General features: G+C 65.2%; 14 protein-coding genes. 9 read left to right on the top strand and 5 right to left on the bottom strand.

The window, feature by feature from the left end; translation table 11 throughout:
* Positions 1-2: 2 nt before the first annotated feature.
* The 5 genes from BCEP18194_RS35960 to BCEP18194_RS35940 all read right to left on the bottom strand — a co-directional run bounded on the left by BCEP18194_RS35960 (position 3) and on the right by BCEP18194_RS35940 (position 5404).
* Positions 3-1241: a CaiB/BaiF CoA transferase family protein gene (locus BCEP18194_RS35960; RefSeq protein WP_011356235.1), complete on the bottom strand. Its 1239-nt coding sequence runs from the start codon at positions 1239-1241 to the stop codon at positions 3-5.
* Positions 1242-1371: 130 nt separating this feature from the next.
* On the bottom strand, positions 1372-2538 hold the full coding sequence (locus tag BCEP18194_RS35955; protein ID WP_011356234.1) for an acyl-CoA dehydrogenase family protein: 1167 nt from the start codon (positions 2536-2538) through the stop codon (positions 1372-1374).
* Between the two features lie 22 nt (positions 2539-2560).
* Complete coding sequence (locus BCEP18194_RS35950; RefSeq protein ID WP_011356233.1) at positions 2561-3022, bottom strand: MaoC family dehydratase; 462 nt, start codon at positions 3020-3022, stop codon at positions 2561-2563.
* A gap of 32 nt (positions 3023-3054) precedes the next feature.
* A complete protein-coding gene (locus tag BCEP18194_RS35945; RefSeq protein WP_011356232.1) occupies positions 3055-3942 on the bottom strand; it encodes an HpcH/HpaI aldolase/citrate lyase family protein in 888 nt (295 codons plus the stop codon).
* 571 nt (positions 3943-4513) lie between these two features.
* Positions 4514-5404, bottom strand: coding sequence for a LysR family transcriptional regulator (locus BCEP18194_RS35940; RefSeq protein ID WP_244273019.1), 891 nt, complete (start codon positions 5402-5404; stop codon positions 4514-4516).
* 182 nt (positions 5405-5586) lie between these two features.
* Between BCEP18194_RS35940 and BCEP18194_RS35935 the strand changes: the two genes are divergently transcribed.
* The 9 genes from BCEP18194_RS35935 to BCEP18194_RS35895 all read left to right on the top strand — a co-directional run bounded on the left by BCEP18194_RS35935 (position 5587) and on the right by BCEP18194_RS35895 (position 15311).
* Complete coding sequence (locus BCEP18194_RS35935) at positions 5587-7008, top strand: MmgE/PrpD family protein (protein WP_011356230.1); 1422 nt, start codon at positions 5587-5589, stop codon at positions 7006-7008.
* 41 nt (positions 7009-7049) lie between these two features.
* On the top strand, positions 7050-7391 hold the full coding sequence (locus BCEP18194_RS35930; protein WP_011356229.1) for a DUF4286 family protein: 342 nt from the start codon (positions 7050-7052) through the stop codon (positions 7389-7391).
* Between the two features lie 420 nt (positions 7392-7811).
* A complete protein-coding gene (gene fabI, locus BCEP18194_RS35925) occupies positions 7812-8621 on the top strand; it encodes an enoyl-ACP reductase FabI (protein WP_011356227.1) in 810 nt (269 codons plus the stop codon).
* Positions 8622-8682: 61 nt separating this feature from the next.
* A complete protein-coding gene (locus tag BCEP18194_RS35920; RefSeq protein WP_011356226.1) occupies positions 8683-11031 on the top strand; it encodes a DUF3141 domain-containing protein in 2349 nt (782 codons plus the stop codon).
* 18 nt (positions 11032-11049) lie between these two features.
* The gene (locus tag BCEP18194_RS35915; RefSeq protein WP_011356225.1) at positions 11050-11988 is read left to right on the top strand and encodes a phosphate acetyltransferase; all 939 of its coding nucleotides are present in this window, start codon (positions 11050-11052) and stop codon (positions 11986-11988) included.
* 4 nt (positions 11989-11992) lie between these two features.
* Complete coding sequence (locus BCEP18194_RS35910; RefSeq protein WP_011356224.1) at positions 11993-13171, top strand: acetate/propionate family kinase; 1179 nt, start codon at positions 11993-11995, stop codon at positions 13169-13171.
* A gap of 28 nt (positions 13172-13199) precedes the next feature.
* On the top strand, positions 13200-13454 hold the full coding sequence (locus BCEP18194_RS35905; protein ID WP_011356223.1) for a hypothetical protein: 255 nt from the start codon (positions 13200-13202) through the stop codon (positions 13452-13454).
* A gap of 268 nt (positions 13455-13722) precedes the next feature.
* Positions 13723-14766 carry an alpha/beta fold hydrolase gene (locus tag BCEP18194_RS35900; protein ID WP_011356222.1) on the top strand — a complete coding sequence of 348 codons (1044 nt, stop codon included), beginning with the start codon at positions 13723-13725 and terminating at the stop codon, positions 14764-14766.
* Positions 14766-15311, top strand: coding sequence for a cytochrome P460 family protein (locus BCEP18194_RS35895; RefSeq protein WP_011356221.1), 546 nt, complete (start codon positions 14766-14768; stop codon positions 15309-15311). Before BCEP18194_RS35900 ends, BCEP18194_RS35895 begins: the two co-directional genes overlap by 1 nt.
* Positions 15312-15552: the final 241 nt, after the last annotated feature.

Below are 15552 nucleotides of genomic sequence, written 5' to 3'. Positions count from 1 at the left end.
GATCAGATCACTCCCGCGTCGCGCAGTTGTTGCAGTCGCTCTTCCGGCAGCTTGAGCAGCTCCCGGTAGATCTCGTCGTTGGCGGCGCCGAGTGCCTGCGCGGGCTGGTCGAACTGTACAGGCGTCCCGGACAGCTTGATCGGCAGGCCCATGCCCATCGCGTTGACGTCGGCGAGGCCCGGGTGCTCGAGCCGCACCACGGCGCCGCGCTCCTGCAGCGCCGGGTCATGCAGCACCTCCTGGGGCGAGCGCACTTTCGCGGCGGGAACGCCGCGCTTTTCCTGCAGTTCGCGAATGACTTCCTCGCTCGTGTGCTGCTGCGTCCATGCTTCGATGAGCGTGTTCAGCCCTGCTGCGTGCGTCATGCGCGGGCCGCGCGTGGCATAGCGTGGGTCGGTCAGCAGCTCGGGTTGTCCCATGGCTTCCGTGAGGCTCTGGAACCAGTCGGGCTGGAACGCGACGAGTGCGACGTGACCGTCTTTCGTGCGGTAGACGCCGAACGGCACCAGGCGGTCCTGGAAATTGCCCGAGCGCTTGGGGTAGCCGTGTGCGTGGAAGATGTCGAAATGCTCCTCGGCCACGAGCGATGCGAGGCAATCGAGCATGGATACCTGCACTTGTTGCCCTTCGCCCGTCTTGCCCCGATGAATCAGTGCGGCGAGGATGCCGTTCACCGCGAACAACGGCGCGATCATGTCGGCCATCGGAATCCCGATGCGTGTGGGCGGGCCGTCGGCGAACCCGGTCACGTCCATGATCCCCGACAGTGCCTGGACGATGATGTCCATGCCCTTGAGCTTCGGGTAGGGGCTTGGCTCGCCAAACGCCTTGACCGATGCATAGACGATCTTCGGGTTGACTTGCCGAACACGCTCGTAGTCCACGCCCAGGCGCGCCGTGACGCCTTCGCTGGCGTTCTCGATGACGACGTCCGATTCCTTGACCAGCTCCATGAACAGCGCGCGGCCCTGTTCGGATTTCAGGTCGAGCGTGATGCTTTTCTTGTTTCGCGCGCGGTTGAGGGTGGTCAACGACACTTCGTCGTCGCCCTTCACGCCGAAGTGGACGCCGTCGTTGCCGACGTATGGGGGATTGTTGCGCGCGATGTCGCCGCCGCCGGGGGACTCGACACGAATGACCTCGGCGCCCAGGCCGCCGAGCAGCAGGGAGCCATAGGGGCCCGCGAGCGCGACGGTCAGGTCGAGTACGCGGATGCCTTCCAATGGTTTGGTAACTGACATACGTTGTCTCCGGAAAACCTGTGTGCGACCGAGGCCCGTCCTTGCTTCGACGAGCTCGCGTCCTCGACCGGTTTTTCTATTGGAACGTGGGCGCCCGTCGATCGCCGGACCGACGGGGGCTCACGGCTCGTCAGTACGATTTGGGCAATCCGAGCTTGCGCTCGGCGATGTTCGACAGAATGAGTTGCGGGGTGACGGGGGCGATGTAGCCGATCCACGCCTCCCGCATGAACCGCTCGACGTGATACTCCTTCGCGTAGCCGAAGCCGCCGTGCGTGAGGATCGCGGTCTGGCATGCCTGCATGCAGGCCTCGGACGCGAGCAGCTTCGCGGCGTTCGCCTCCGAGCCGCAGGACAGCCCCTTGTCGTAGAGTTCTGCGGCGGCCAGCATCATGTGATTGGCTGCCTCCAGCTCGGCCCAGTTGCGGGCCAGCGGATGCTGGACACCCTGGTTCTGACCGATCGGGCGACCGAACACGACGCGATCCTTCGCGTATTGCGTCGCGATCTTGAGTACGGCGCGGCCCATGCCGACCTGCTCGGCGGCAACGAAGACGCGCTCGGCGTTCATCCCGTGGAAGATGTAGCTCAGGCCCTTGCCTTCCTCGCCGATCAGCTCGTCCTTCGACACCGGCAGGTCGTCGATGAAGAGTTCGTTGGTGTCGACCGCCGCGCGGCCGAGCTTGTCGATCTCGCGGATGTCGACATATCGACGATCGAGCTTCGTGTAGAACAGGCTCAGCCCTTCGCTGTGTTTCTTGACCTGCTCGATCGGCGTGGTGCGCGCGAGGATCAGCATGTGGTCGGCCACTTGCGCGGTCGAGATGAAGACCTTCTTGCCCGAGATCAGGTAATTGCCGTCGGGCTGCTTCTTCGCGACGACCTTCAGCTTCGTCGTGTCGAGGCCGGTGTCCGGCTCGGTCACCGCGAAGCACGCCTTGTGCTCGCCGCGCGTGAACGGCGGCAGCCACGCCTTCTTCTGCGCGTCCGAGCCGAAATGCACGACCGGCTGCAGGCCGAAGATGTTCATGTGGATGGTGGACGCCGCGGCCTGGCCGCCGCATTCGGCTGCGGCGCGCAGAAAGAGGGCGGCTTCGGTCACGCCCAGGTTGGCGCCGCCAAACTCTTCCGGCATGCAGATGCCGAGCCAGCCGCCGCTCGCGACCGCGTCGAAGAACTCGTGCGGAAATTCGTGGTGCTTGTCCTTGTTGCGCCAGTATTCGAGCGGAAACTTCGCGCAGATTTTTTGCGCGGCGTCGACGATCGCCTGTTGGTCGTCGCTGAGTTGATAGTTCATGGTCTTCTCCGGTAGGGCGAATTCAGGCGTGGCTGGCGGGACGCAGCAGCATCAGGCCGGTGCGCAATGCGGTGCACACGATCTCGTCGCGCTGGTTCTTCGCCACGTGCTTGAACTTGACGATGCCGGAGTCGTTGCGGCTCTTCGACAGCCGCGTTTCGAGGATCTCGGTCTCGACGCGAATCGTGTCGCCGTGGAACGTCGGCTTCGGAAACGCGATTTCGCCGAAGCCGAGGTTGCCGAGCGTCGTGCCGAGCGTGGTTTCGTACACGGTGATGCCGGCCACCAGCGCGAGCAGGAACATGCTGTTCACGAGGCGTTGGCCGTAGAGCGAGTCCTTGCTGTATTCGGCATCGATGTGCAGCGGCGCGCAGTTGTAGGTCATCGCCGAGAACAGCACGTTGTCCGTTTCGGTCACGGTGCGGCGGATCGCATGCTCGATCACCATGCCGGGCTTGAATTCTTCGAAGTAAAGGCCTGCCATTTTTTCTGTCTCCTTGGGTGTCCGGGAAGCGATCAGCGATTGAACGACTCGGCGAGCGCGATGATTTCGCGTGCCGTCTTCGCGTGGGCGATGTCGATGTGTTCGCCGTCGTAGATGCACGATGCGCGCCCTTCGGCCTGGGCCTGGTCCAGCGCGTCGATCATGCCTTGGTAGAACGCCACGTCCTCTTCGGTCGGGCTGTAGGTGCGGTTGACGATCTCGACGTTCGACGGATGCAGCACCAGCTCGCCGCTCATGCCGAGCTGGCGGTCGTTCGCGGACGACACCTTCAGTCCTTCGAGGTCGCGCACCTGCTGCCACACGCCGCCGATCGGCAGCTTGCCGGCGGCGCGCGCGGCCATCACGACGCGCGATTTCAGGTAGTGGGCTTCGCGGCCTTCGAGCGACCACACGGTATTCAGCGCGCGGGCCACGTCGGCGTTTTTCGCGGTGGCACCGACGATGGCCGGCACGCGCTCGTGCTGCGCGATCTCGTACGCCAGTTGCAACGCGCGCGCGGTTTCCAGCAGCGGGATCACCTTCGTATGGCCGACCGGGACGCCCGCGCGATACTCGGCTTCGGCCAGCATCGACGACACGGTGTGGATGTCCTCCGGGCCGCAGGGCTTCGAAATGACGACGCCTTCGAGCGCCGGGTTCACGATCGCGAGGATGTCGTCGAAGTCGTACAGGTGTGCGCTGCGGTTGATGCGTACCCACACACGCTGCTTCTGCTCGGCCAGCCACGCGAGCTTGGAACGGACGATTTCACGCGCCTCGACTTTCTGTGCGGGCGGCACGCTGTCCTCGAGATCGAGGATCAGCGCGTCGGCCTTCGATTCGACGGATTTCTCGATCCAGGTCGGCTTGTTGCCTGGAACGAAGAGGAGGGAACGGATGCGTTTCGTTTGCGTCAACATGGTTGCGTATGCCCAATTGATCGTCGTTCATCAGGCGAGGGCCTGACTATTACGTCTGTTCAAAGGTCGGAACGGGTCGGCAGATGGCAACGTGCATGGGCTGTCTCCTGGGTGGGTGGCCTTGTCCGCAGCCATCGCATCGGTCGTTGCGACTATTACATTCGCAAGTCAGGCGGCAAGAAAGGCATCGAGGCTTATGAAAAAAATAAGCATCGGTTATGGGGCGGCACTTGCCCGGGAGATGAGGGGAGACAACGAGGGATGCGCAAACGGGTGGGGGGCTCGGGATATCAGGCCGTCCCGCTTGCTGTTTCCGGGGGGGGGGATTCGGGGGAATTTCGATGGCGGCGCCTGGTGCCGTGCGTCCGATGTTCCGTCGGCCCCCGGTACAGGGCGCGAGAACCCGTGGATGCACGCATGCGCGTTCACCGCAGGCGGCGCGGTGGCATGCCGTTGCGACTACGACACCATGAGCGCCTTAGGGCGCGCTGAGCCGCATGGATGCGGTCTTCGCGCGCGTAACCGGACTAAAGCGGGGTAGTCCGAATTTTCTTCACATGATTCTGGCGTGTCAGACCAGCGCGGACACCCAATTGCGATAAGCGGTCTCGACCAGCTTGCGCAGCCAGATGTGACTGGCGTCGCGTTGAAATCGCTCGTGCCAGATCATCCGCGACGTGAGCGTTCCGACCTCGAACGGCACGGGATGCAACCGGACTGGAAACAGGGCCGTCAACTGCCGGCCGGCCGGTTCTCCGACCGTGCAGATCGCATCCGTCTTCACCACGGTCTGGGCCGCGACGAAATCGCTGGACACGCTGGCCACCGCGTTCCGGTGAATTCCGGTGGCCTGCAGACGCTCCGAGATCGGGTCGGTGGTGTCGGCAATCCGGCGTACGCTGACATGCCGCCCGTCGATATAGTCCTGAAGGGTGAGCGGCGCCGTGGCCCATTTGCCCTGCGCCGACACCATGCACACCATCCGGTGTTCGGCGAGCCGTTGCTGACGCAGCGACGGCGCGGCGCCTGCGAGGCTGCCGGCCGCGAGGTCGACTTCGCCTTGCTCGAGCATCGACAGCAACTGGGAGTGGTGCACCCGGATTCCCCGGATACGGCATCGCGGCGCATGCAGCGCAAACTCGGCCGCGACGCTCGGCAGCACGGCAAACTCTGCCACCTCGGACAGGCTGACGATGAATTCCTGTTCGGCCGTCGCGGGATCGAAGCCGTCCGGCGGGCGCGAGAGCATGTCCAGGTCGCGAAGCAGGCGCGCAATGACGGGCTGCAGGGCGAGCATGCGTGGCGTCGGCTTCAGCATGTTGCCGCTCCGCACGAACAACTCGTCGCCGAAGTGCTCGCGCAGCCGGCGGAGATTCTGGCTGATGGCGGGTTGCGTCACGCCGAGCGCGATCGCGGCCTTGGAGGCATTGCCGGTATCCAGGATCGCCTGCAGCGTCGCCACGAGGTTCAGGTCGATGCGGCCTGAACGCCCGGATTGCCTCGACCTATACAAAGACATAAGTGCCGATTATGTATTTCATAAGCATGGGTGCCTTTCTTGTCAGCGCGCTTGCGCATGTAATAGCAGCCAATGACCAAGACGATGGATGCGCGCGGCAGTAGCCATCCATCACGGAGACAGCCATGACTACGATCGTCGAGCAATTGGCGAACTTTAGCACCAACACGCCATTTGACGACATTCCCGCCCCTGTCGTGGACGAAGCCAAGCGACTGGTGCTCGACTCCATCGGATGCGCTCTTGCCGCCGCCAGCCATCCCAAGGGGCACATCGGCATCGAATACGGCAGATCGATGGCGGGCCACGGGCACGCCACGATCATCGGCACGCCGCATCGGGCCGCGGCACTGGGTGCCGCTGTCGCCAACGGAGAACTGATCAACGCACTCGACATGGATGCCGTCGTGCCGCCCGGTCACGTGACGCCGTATGTGTTGCCCGGTGCGCTGGCCATCGGCGAAACGACTGGGGCCTCCGGGCGCGACCTGATCCGGGCAATCGCGGTGTCGCATGAAATGTCCTGGCGCATCGGCAAGGCCATGGACTATCTGCGCGACGTGAAAGACGGCCGGCTCGACACCCCGAAGGTGTTCGGCTTCGCGAGTACGATCTTTGGGGCCACGGCGGCCATCGGCATGTTGCAGCGGCAGTCAGCCGACCTGCTGGCGCATTCGTTGAGCATTGCCGGTTACGTGTCGCCGGTGCAGTCGATGATGGCCTTCTTTCACCACGCACCGAGCACGACGATCAAGTACACGATGGCTGCCGCACTGGTGCAGTCGGCGCTGCTGGCGGCGAACATGGGGTTGCTGGGCCACCGGGGCGACTTCCAGCTGCTGGACGACGCGGAGCATGGCTATGCCCGGTTCATCGGCACCCGGCGCTGGGCGCCGGAGCGGATCACGTCGGGCCTGGGCGAGACATGGGGCTTCGTGTCCGAGCAACTCTACAAGCTCTATCCGCACTGCCGCATCCTGCACGGGCCGCTCGACTGCCTGATCGATATCGTCGAGCGCAACGACATCCAGCCTGACGAAATCGACCATATCGACCTGCTCGTCGAGGGGTTCGTCGAGAAGCCGACGTGGCTGACGCAGGATATCCGGCATGTTCATGACGGCCAGTTCAGCATTGCGCACGGCATGGCCATCGGCGCACATCGCCTGGCGCCGGGACGGGACTGGCAGGATCCCGAACATGTGTTCAGTCCGTCCGTGCTGAGCCTGATGAAGAAGGTCCGGCACCGGGTGCATCCGGATTACCTCAAGGAATTGTCGTCGCATGCGTCGGCGCGTCCGTCACGGGTCGAGGTGACGGCGCGCGGCCAGACGTTCGTGGCCGAGCGTCTCTATCCCAAGGGAAGCCCGTCACCCGATCCGTCGAATCTGCTTTCCACCGACGAGCTAGTCGCGAAGTTTCATCGGAACGCCGACGGCGCGATGCCGCGCGACCGGGCCGATGCCGTCGTCGACGCGGTGATGGCGCTGGATCGCGACTGCAACGTGCCCGGGTTGATGGCATTGGTCGCGCCAGCCGCTGCGTAAGCCGTCCGTGCACGGACAACACATCGACAAGGAGACTCGGCATGAAATTCACGTATCTCGTCCTGACCAACCCGACGCCCGGGAACGACGCGGCGTTCAATCGCTGGTACACGGAGCAGCATGTGCCTGACGTCTTGCGTGTCCCGGGGGTGGTGAGCGCTCAACGCTTCAGGCGCACGGAACAACAGCGGGGATCGGGTGCGCAACCGTGGCAATACATGGCGCTCTATCAGTGCGAGGCCGCCGAACCGCAAGTCGTCACGGACGGTATCCAGGCGCGGTACAACACGCACGAGATGCCGATCAGCGATACGTTGGCCGACGTGCGCTATGCCTGCTACTTCGAACCCGTTACCGACGTGGTCTTGAAGCAGGGCGATTGAGCCGCGGCGATCGCTTGTGTCGGTGTGATGTGTGGTGCGGTGCGCGCGGCCGCAGCCGCTGATCACTTCAATTCCCCTCGCTCAGCCGCGTGACCTCACCGCGGCTGTGTTGTCTGTTGCGGGTGTCGCTCATCAAAGTGACCGCTTGATAGCGGACACGGCAGCGGCTTTATTGGGCGCTGCGGAATCAGCACGCCACTTCCGCGCACGATTGAATGACAGGTCGATGAAATCCATCCTTCCCGGGCGGAACATTCCATCGTAATTATTTGATTTCAAAGCGATTTTGATAAAAATCAAAAATATATCGCACGAATGATCTGAGGATTTGAAACCCTCAATACAATGATTCGCGACAGAAAGGCCAATCGGCCCTTTCACCGTTTCGCCCGGCGAAAAAATACGACCCGAGGTTTCGCGATGACGAACAACGACGTGCGCGCGTCGCGCGTGTCCGGCAATGGCATGCGGCCGCTTGAAGGCAAACGAGGCATCGTCGTCGGATTGGCGAACGAGCAGAGCATCGCGTGGGGATGTGCGCGCGCCTTTCACGCAGCGGGTGCCGAGCTGGCCGTGACCTGGCAATCCGACCGCGCGTTGCCGTACGTCGAGCCGCTGCTGGAGCAGTTGAAGCCGGCGATTGCGATGCCCGTCGATGTCAGCCGGACCGACCAGATGCGCGCGGTGTTCGACACGATCGGCGAGCAGTGGGGCGGCCTCGATTTTCTGCTGCATGCCGTGGCCTTCGCACCGCGGGCCGACCTGCACGGGCGGGTCGTCGACAGTTCGCCGGAAGGGTTCGCGCTCGCGATGGACACCTCCTGCCACTCGTTCATCAGGATGGCGAAGCTTGCCGAGCCGTTGATGACTTCCGGCGGCAGCCTGATGGCGATGACCTATATCGGCGCCGACCAGGTCATCGCCGAGTACGGCGTGATGGGGCCGGTCAAGGCGGCGCTGGAGGCCACCGTTCGCTACCTGGCCGTCGAACTGGGGCCGGCAGGCATTCGCGTGCATGCGGTGTCGCCCGGTGCATTGGCCACGCGGGCGGCCTCCGGGCTGCCGAACTTCGATCACCTGCTCGACGACACCGCCCGGCGCGCGCCATTGCGCCGGCCGCTCGACATCGACGACGTCGGCGCGCTGTGCACCTTTCTCGCCAGCGATGCCGCACGCGCGATGACCGGCGGCGTTCATTACATCGACGCCGGGATGCACGTGCTCGGCTGACGCGAGACGGCCGCTCGCGGAATGCGTCGAGATTCACCTTGCCCCTCTGGAGAACAGTGTTATGGATGCTGCCACGCAACTGGCGCGCAGTCATGAGATCGCCGCGGAGATCGTCCACGTCCTGCAAAAGCGCACGCAGCACGCGCTCGAACAGTACGGGAAGCGGTTGAGCGAAGCATTCGACGGCAGCGACAGCCCTGGCCACGACCCGGGCGCGGCCCCGTTCGCCACACCTCTTTCGCCGCTGAGCGCATGGCATTACGCAGTCGACGCCGTCCAGCGCTCGGTGCTGTTCTGGGACACGCTGCGCGAGCGCGGCACGCAATACGTCGAGCGCACGGCGCAGGGCCTCAAGCCGGTGCTGCATTTCGACTACGACGTCGTGCTCGACGGCCGGCAGTTCGAGCGGCCCGTCAATTACGCGCTCGTTCACATCCAGCCGCCGGATGGCGTGATCGTCGACGCCGCGAAGCGGCCTTACCTGATCATCGATCCGCGCGCGGGGCACGGCCCCGGGATCGGCGGCTTCAAGGACGATTCACAGGTCGGCGTGGCGTTGCGCGCGGGGCATCCGGTGTACTTCGTCGTGTTCTTCCAGGAGCCCGAGCCCGGCCAGACGCTGCTCGACGTGTGTGCGGCGGAACAGGCGTTCGTCCGGAAGGTGCGGGCGCTGCATCCGGACAGCCTCAAGCCGGCCATCGTCGGCAACTGCCAGGGCGGCTGGGCCGCGATGATGCTCGCGAGCTCGTCGGCGGACGACACGGGCCCGATCGTCATCAACGGTGCCCCGATGTCGTACTGGAGCGGTGCGTGGAGCGAGGGGCCCGGCGACAATCCGATGCGCTATGCCGGCGGCCTGCTCGGCGGCACCTGGCTCGCGTCGTTCTCGTCGGACCTCGGCAACGGCAAATTCGACGGCGCGTATCTCGTGCAGAACTTCGAGAACCTGAACCCGGCGAACACGTTGTGGGACAAGTATTACCACGTGTACGACAACATCGACACCGAGCCGCCGCGCTTCCTCGAGTTCGAACGCTGGTGGGGCGGCTACTACCTGATGAACCGCGAGGAGATCGAATGGATCACGCGCAACCTGTTCATCGGCAACAAGCTCTGGTCCGGCGAGGTGCGGGACGGGGCGGGCAACGCGTTCGACCTGCGCGAGATCCGCTCGCCGATCATCCTGTTCGCGTCGATGGGCGACAACATCACGCCGCCGCAGCAGGCGTTCAACTGGGTCGCGGACATCTACGGCAGCACGGAGGAGATCAAGTCGCGCGGGCAGGTAATCATCGGGTTGGTGGAAGAGGATGTGGGGCATCTCGGCATCTTCGTGTCGGGCAAGGTCGCGAAGAAGGAGCATGCGCAGATCGTCAGCGTGCTGGATGCGGTCGAAACGCTGCCGCCGGGCCTCTATGCGATGTCGATCGAGGAGGTGAAAGGCGCCGACGGGAAGGTCGCCTACGAGGTCACCTTCGCCGAGCACCGTCTCGAAGAGATCGCGCAACACTTCAACCGTTTCGGGCGCAAGGACGAACACGCGTTCGAGGCCGTCGCCGAGCTGTCCGAATTCACGCAGCGCGCGTATGAACTGTTCATGCAGCCGTTCGTGCAGCAGGCCTCGAACGAAACCACGGCCCGCCTGTTGCGCGATTTTCATCCTCTGCGTTTTCAGCGCTGGGCGTTTTCCGACCTGAACCCGTGGCTTGGCTGGCTGAAGCCGGCCGCCGACACGGTCAAGGCGAACCGCCCGCCGGCCGACGATATCGAGCCGTGGCGCAAGCTCGAACGCCGTGGCTCGGACGTCGTCAGCGCGTCGCTCGATTTTTTCCGCGCGATGCGCGATGCGAGCACCGAGTCGCTGTTCTTCACGCTGTACACGCAGCCGTTCATGCTTCATTTCGCGGAGCAGTATCGCGACCATCATGCCGCTTCGCCGGCGGCGACGGACCCCCGCGACCTGCCGTTCGTGAAGGATGCGCTCGCATCGATCGATCGGGGCGGCTACACCGAAGCGGTGGCGCGCGCGGCGTTCATGCTCGAACGCAGCGGCGAGCCGTTTCCGCTGGCGCAGCTGGCGACCGAGCGTGAACTCGCCGAAACCTACGCCGAGTATCTGCCGGACCTGCCGCCCGACCAGTGGCGGCGCATCTATGGCGAGCAGGAAATCATCGCGACGTACGCGCCGCAACAGGCCGTCGCCACGCTGCCGGCGCTGCTTGCCAGGCCGGAGGACCGCCAGCGGCTGCTGACGTTGCTGGACAAGCTGCTGGGAGATCCGCGCGTGCAGAGCGCGTCGGTGAGCGAGCAACAGTGGGCGGCCTTGCAACGCATCCGCGCGGTGCTGGGCGCACCGCCCGCGAAGCGGCCGGCCAAGGGGCCGGTGGCGGCCCTCGATCGTGTGCAGTGACGGACAGCAAGGAATGTGATGGAAACCAGACACGAGAAATATCACCGCCTCATCGAACACTGTCAGACCCTGGCGCCGATGCCGACGGCTGTCGTGCATCCGTGCGATCGAAGCTCGCTCGAGGGAGCGCTGGAGGCGGCGCGCAAGCGGCTGATCGAACCGATCCTGGTCGGCCCGCGTGCACGGATCGAAGCGACCGCCGCGGCGTGCGGGCTGTCGATCGGCGATCACGAGATCGTCGATGCGCCGTACAGCGAGGCATCGGCAGCGGCGGCGGTGCGGCTCGTGCGCGACGGGCGGGCGTCCGCGCTGATGAAGGGCAGCCTGCACACCGACGAGCTCATGGCTGAAGTCGTGCGTCACGATGCCGGGTTGCGCACCGGCCGGCGCATCAGCCATTGCTTCGTCATGGACGTGCCCGCGCATGCCGATCCGCTGATCGTGACCGACGCGGCGATCAATATCGCGCCGACGCTCGCGGAAAAGGTCGACATCCTGCAGAACGCGATCGATCTTGCGCATGCGCTGGCATTTCCGCAGGTCTACGTGGCGATCCTGTCGGCGATGGAGACGGTCAACCCGAAAGTGCCGTCGACGCTCGAAGCCGCCGCGCTGTGCAAGATGGTGGATCGGCGGCAGATTACCGGCGCGCTCGTCGACGGTCCGCTTGCGCTCGACAACGCGATCGATCCCGAGGCCGCGCGCATCAAGCAGATCGATTCGCCGGTGGCCGGGCATGCGAACGTTCTGATGGTGCCGGACCTCGAAGCGGGCAACATGCTCGCGAAGAGCCTGTCGTTCCTGGCCGGCGCGGACGCGGCGGGGATCGTGCTCGGCGCGCGCGTGCCGATCATCCTGACGAGTCGCGCCGATTCGTTGATCACCCGGCTGGCTTCATGCGCGGTCGCGATGCTCGTCGCGAACGTGCAGCGTGAAGCGACCACGCGCGAGGGGTGACGTCATGGCAGACGTGATTCTGGTGTTGAACGCTGGCTCGTCGAGCATCAAGTTTTCCGCATTCGACGTGCAGGGCGACACGCTCGGGCTGATCGTGCATGGCCAGGTCGACGGGTTGTACACGGCCACCGCGCACTTCAGCGCCGTCGACCATCACGCGGAACGTCACGAGCAGCAATGGGCCGGCGGCGAGTCGTTCGGCCATCACGAAGGGCTCGAGCAGATCGCCGTGTTCCTGGAGGCTCACCAGGAGGGGCATCGTCTCGCGGCGGTGGGCCATCGCGTCGTACACGGCGGGCAGCGCTTCAGCGGCCCGGTGCGCGTCACGCCCGAGATCGTGGCCGAGCTGGACAAGCTCACGCCGCTCGCGCCGCTGCATCAACCGCACAACCTGACGCCGATTCGCATCCTCGAAACGGTGCAGCCCGGTATCGAGCAGGTGGCCTGCTTCGACACGGCGTTCCACCGCACGCAGCCCGCGGTGACCCAGGCGTTCGCGCTGCCCGAATCGATCACCAGCCGGGGCGTGCGCCGCTATGGCTTCCACGGGCTCTCGTACGAGTACATCGCGAGCGTGCTGCCCGACGTCGCGCCACCGGCGGCGCGCGGGCGCACGGTCGTCGCTCACCTCGGCAACGGCGCGAGCATGTGTGCGCTCGTTGCAGGCAAGAGCGTCGCGAGCACGATGGGGTTCACGGCCGTCGACGGGCTGCCGATGGGCACGCGTTGCGGCAACCTGGACCCGGGCGTCGTGCTGTTCCTGATGGAGGAACTCGGGATGGACGTGCGCGCCGTCGAGGATCTGATCTACCGGCGTTCCGGGCTGCTCGGCGTGTCCGGCATATCGAGCGACATGCGCACCCTGCTCGCGAGCGACGATCCGCACGCACGCTTCGCGATCGAGCTGTACATCTACCGCATCGCGCGCGAACTCGGTTCGCTGGCCGCCGCGATGGAGGGCATCGACGCCATTGTCTTCACGGCGGGGATCGGCGAGCACGCGGCGCCGATTCGCGAAGGGGTGATGCGCCGTGCGGCGTGGCTCGGCGTCGAGATCGATGTCGAAGCGAACAACATGGGCGGGCCGCTGGTCACGACGGCGTCGAGTCGCGTACCGGTGTGGGTGATCCCGACCAACGAAGAACTGATGATCGCGCACCATACGCGCCGGCTGATCCGGTGACGGCGGTCGAATCAAGAAAGGAGCCGCGATGGCCGAACTGTTGCTGATCAATGTCGAAGAACACGCACGCGACGACGAGGTCGGCGCGTTCCTGACACGGTATGGATTTCCGCTGTTCGATTCGATCGAGCGGGTGCCGGCCGGGATCGGTGACCCGATCGCGCTGCTCCGGTTCAGTACGCTGTCGTCGGTGGCGCTCTACACGCTGCGCGCGCGGATCGATCACATGTCGTGGCGGGGGCGGTCGATCCGTGCGCATATCCTGCCGGATCGGAAGGTGTGAGCGGCTTCTCGCGTCGACGTGGTTGAAGGGGGGATGCGGGCCGACTCCCCCGCAAACAGGCGTCTCCAGCCTGATTTTTGAATCGCCGTGTGTCGTGTTCGCACACAGATACGTTGGGATACAAAGCCTCCCGAGGGCTCGGGTATAAATCCGGTGAAGCGATTCACACGGCGGCGCGGTGCCAGCGCCGCCGCCGAGAACGCCGATTCCCGAGCGCCCGCCCGTGCCGCGGGCCCCTTTCGTAGCGATCGACAATGGAGAACGAGTCATGCCTGATACCGTGAACACCCGCCGCCGCCTGATCCTGGGTACGACGCTGGCGAGCCTGAGCCTCGCCGACCTCGGCTTCAGCGCCCTCGCGCATGCGCAGTCGGCGCCTGATGCCTCGCCTGCGAAGCGTTCGGCCGGCGTCGCGTCGCTGGGCACGATTCACCAGATCGACGCGGGCGTGCTCAACGTCGGGTATGCGGACCTCGGGCCGAAGAACGGCCCCGTCGTGTTCCTGCTGCACGGCTGGCCGTACGACATCTACAGCTATGCGGAAGTCGCGCCGCTGCTCGTCGCGGCCGGCTATCGCGTGATCGTGCCGTACCTGCGCGGCTACGGGTCGACGACGTTCCGCTCGGCCGACACCGTGCGCAACGGCCAGCAGGCCGTGACGGCCGTCGACATCATCGCGCTGATGGACGCGCTGAAGATCGACCGCGCGGTGTTCGGCGGCTACGACTGGGGCGCACGTACGGCCGACATCATCGCGGCGCTGTGGCCGCAGCGCGTGAAGGCGCTGGTATCGGTGAGCGGCTACCTGATCGGCAGCCAGGAGGCGAACCGCAAGCCGCTGCCGCCGCAGGCCGAGTTCCAGTGGTGGTATCAGTTCTACTTCACGACCGAGCGCGGCGCGCTGGGCTACGCGGCGAACCGCGACGCGTTCAACAAGCTGATCTGGCAACTCGCGTCGCCGAAGTGGCAGTTCTCCGACGAAACCTATGCCCGCTCGGCCGCGTCGTTCCAGAACCCCGATCACGTGGCCGTCGTGATCCACAACTATCGCTGGCGCCTCGGGCTCGCGAAGGGCGAGGCGCAGTACGACGACATCGAGCGGCGCCTTGCCGCCGGGCCCGCGATCACCGTGCCGACGATCACGATGGAAGGCGATGCGAACGGTGCGCCGCATCCGGAACCGGCCGCGTACGCGAAGAAGTTCACGGGCAAGTACCAGCACCGGACGATCACCGGCGGCATCGGCCACAACCTGCCGCAGGAAGCGCCGCAGGCGTTCGCGGATGCGATCCTGCAAGTGGAGCATCTGTGATGCGGGCACGCGTGGGCGTGGTGCAGCGCGGCGCGCGCCGGGCGTTCGTTGCGGGCGTGCTGCTGATCGGTGCGTTGTCGGCCAGCGGTCCGGCCGCGTTCGCGGAGCAGCCGAAGCCAGCCGGCGCCGCCGCTTCGCCGATCTACGGCGTGACGATTCCGCCCGGCTACCGGAAGTGGGAAATGGTCGCGCCGGCCGAGGAGGCTGCGCCGCTCGATGAACTGCGCGTGGTGCTCGGTAATCCCGTCGCGATCCGTGCGCTCGAACAGGCGACGCTGCCGTTCCCGGACGGCACGATCCTCGTGAAGCTTGCGTACAAGCGCAAGCAGTCCGACGAGTTCGCACCGGCGACGGTGCCGGGCCAGGCGACGACCGTGCAGGTGATGGTGAAGGACTCGCGCCGCTATGCGTCGACGGGCGGCTGGGGCTTCGGGCGCTTCATCAACGGCGTGCCGGCCGATATCGGCCAGCATCAGACGTGCTTTGCGTGTCACCAGGCGCGTGTGAAGAACCACGACTACGTGTTCACGCGGCTTGCGCCGTGACGTGCGTGGTGTGACGGGTTCGACGGAAAGGCGTGCCATGCGTGGCACGCCTTTTTTCATGGGGGGCGCTTTTGGGGAGCACCTCGGCAGAGCGCGCCAGTGCGCCGACGCGGTAGGCGGGTTTGTATCGCACTGTATCTGCGGCCGTTCCTGAAAAACTGGCATGCAGAAAGCCCCGGTTTCGGAAACATGGCAGATACGTGCGCGGGTTCTACTGTCGACATGCAGGAAACGTTCGATG

The organism is Burkholderia lata (assembly GCF_000012945.1).
In the GTDB taxonomy this organism is placed as follows: Bacteria; Pseudomonadota; Gammaproteobacteria; order Burkholderiales; family Burkholderiaceae; genus Burkholderia; species Burkholderia lata.
The sequence above is the reverse complement of the archived record's forward strand: the minus strand, read 5'-3'. Positions and strand labels throughout refer to the sequence as shown.

Bases quoted from the DNA above. Each gene is read 5' to 3' on its own strand.
- BCEP18194_RS35960 (WP_011356235.1), bottom strand. From the start codon at position 1,241: ATGTCAGTTACCAAACCATTGGAAGGCATCCGCGTACTCGACCTGACC.
- BCEP18194_RS35955 (WP_011356234.1), bottom strand. From the start codon at position 2,538: ATGAACTATCAACTCAGCGACGACCAACAGGCGATCGTCGACGCCGCG.
- BCEP18194_RS35950 (WP_011356233.1), bottom strand. From the start codon at position 3,022: ATGGCAGGCCTTTACTTCGAAGAATTCAAGCCCGGCATGGTGATCGAG.
- BCEP18194_RS35945 (WP_011356232.1), bottom strand. From the start codon at position 3,942: ATGTTGACGCAAACGAAACGCATCCGTTCCCTCCTCTTCGTTCCAGGC.
- BCEP18194_RS35935 (WP_011356230.1), top strand. From the start codon at position 5,587: ATGACTACGATCGTCGAGCAATTGGCGAACTTTAGCACCAACACGCCA.
- BCEP18194_RS35930 (WP_011356229.1), top strand. From the start codon at position 7,050: ATGAAATTCACGTATCTCGTCCTGACCAACCCGACGCCCGGGAACGAC.
- fabI (WP_011356227.1), top strand. From the start codon at position 7,812: ATGACGAACAACGACGTGCGCGCGTCGCGCGTGTCCGGCAATGGCATG.
- BCEP18194_RS35920 (WP_011356226.1), top strand. From the start codon at position 8,683: ATGGATGCTGCCACGCAACTGGCGCGCAGTCATGAGATCGCCGCGGAG.
- BCEP18194_RS35915 (WP_011356225.1), top strand. From the start codon at position 11,050: ATGGAAACCAGACACGAGAAATATCACCGCCTCATCGAACACTGTCAG.
- BCEP18194_RS35910 (WP_011356224.1), top strand. From the start codon at position 11,993: ATGGCAGACGTGATTCTGGTGTTGAACGCTGGCTCGTCGAGCATCAAG.
- BCEP18194_RS35905 (WP_011356223.1), top strand. From the start codon at position 13,200: ATGGCCGAACTGTTGCTGATCAATGTCGAAGAACACGCACGCGACGAC.
- BCEP18194_RS35900 (WP_011356222.1), top strand. From the start codon at position 13,723: ATGCCTGATACCGTGAACACCCGCCGCCGCCTGATCCTGGGTACGACG.
- BCEP18194_RS35895 (WP_011356221.1), top strand. From the start codon at position 14,766: ATGCGGGCACGCGTGGGCGTGGTGCAGCGCGGCGCGCGCCGGGCGTTC.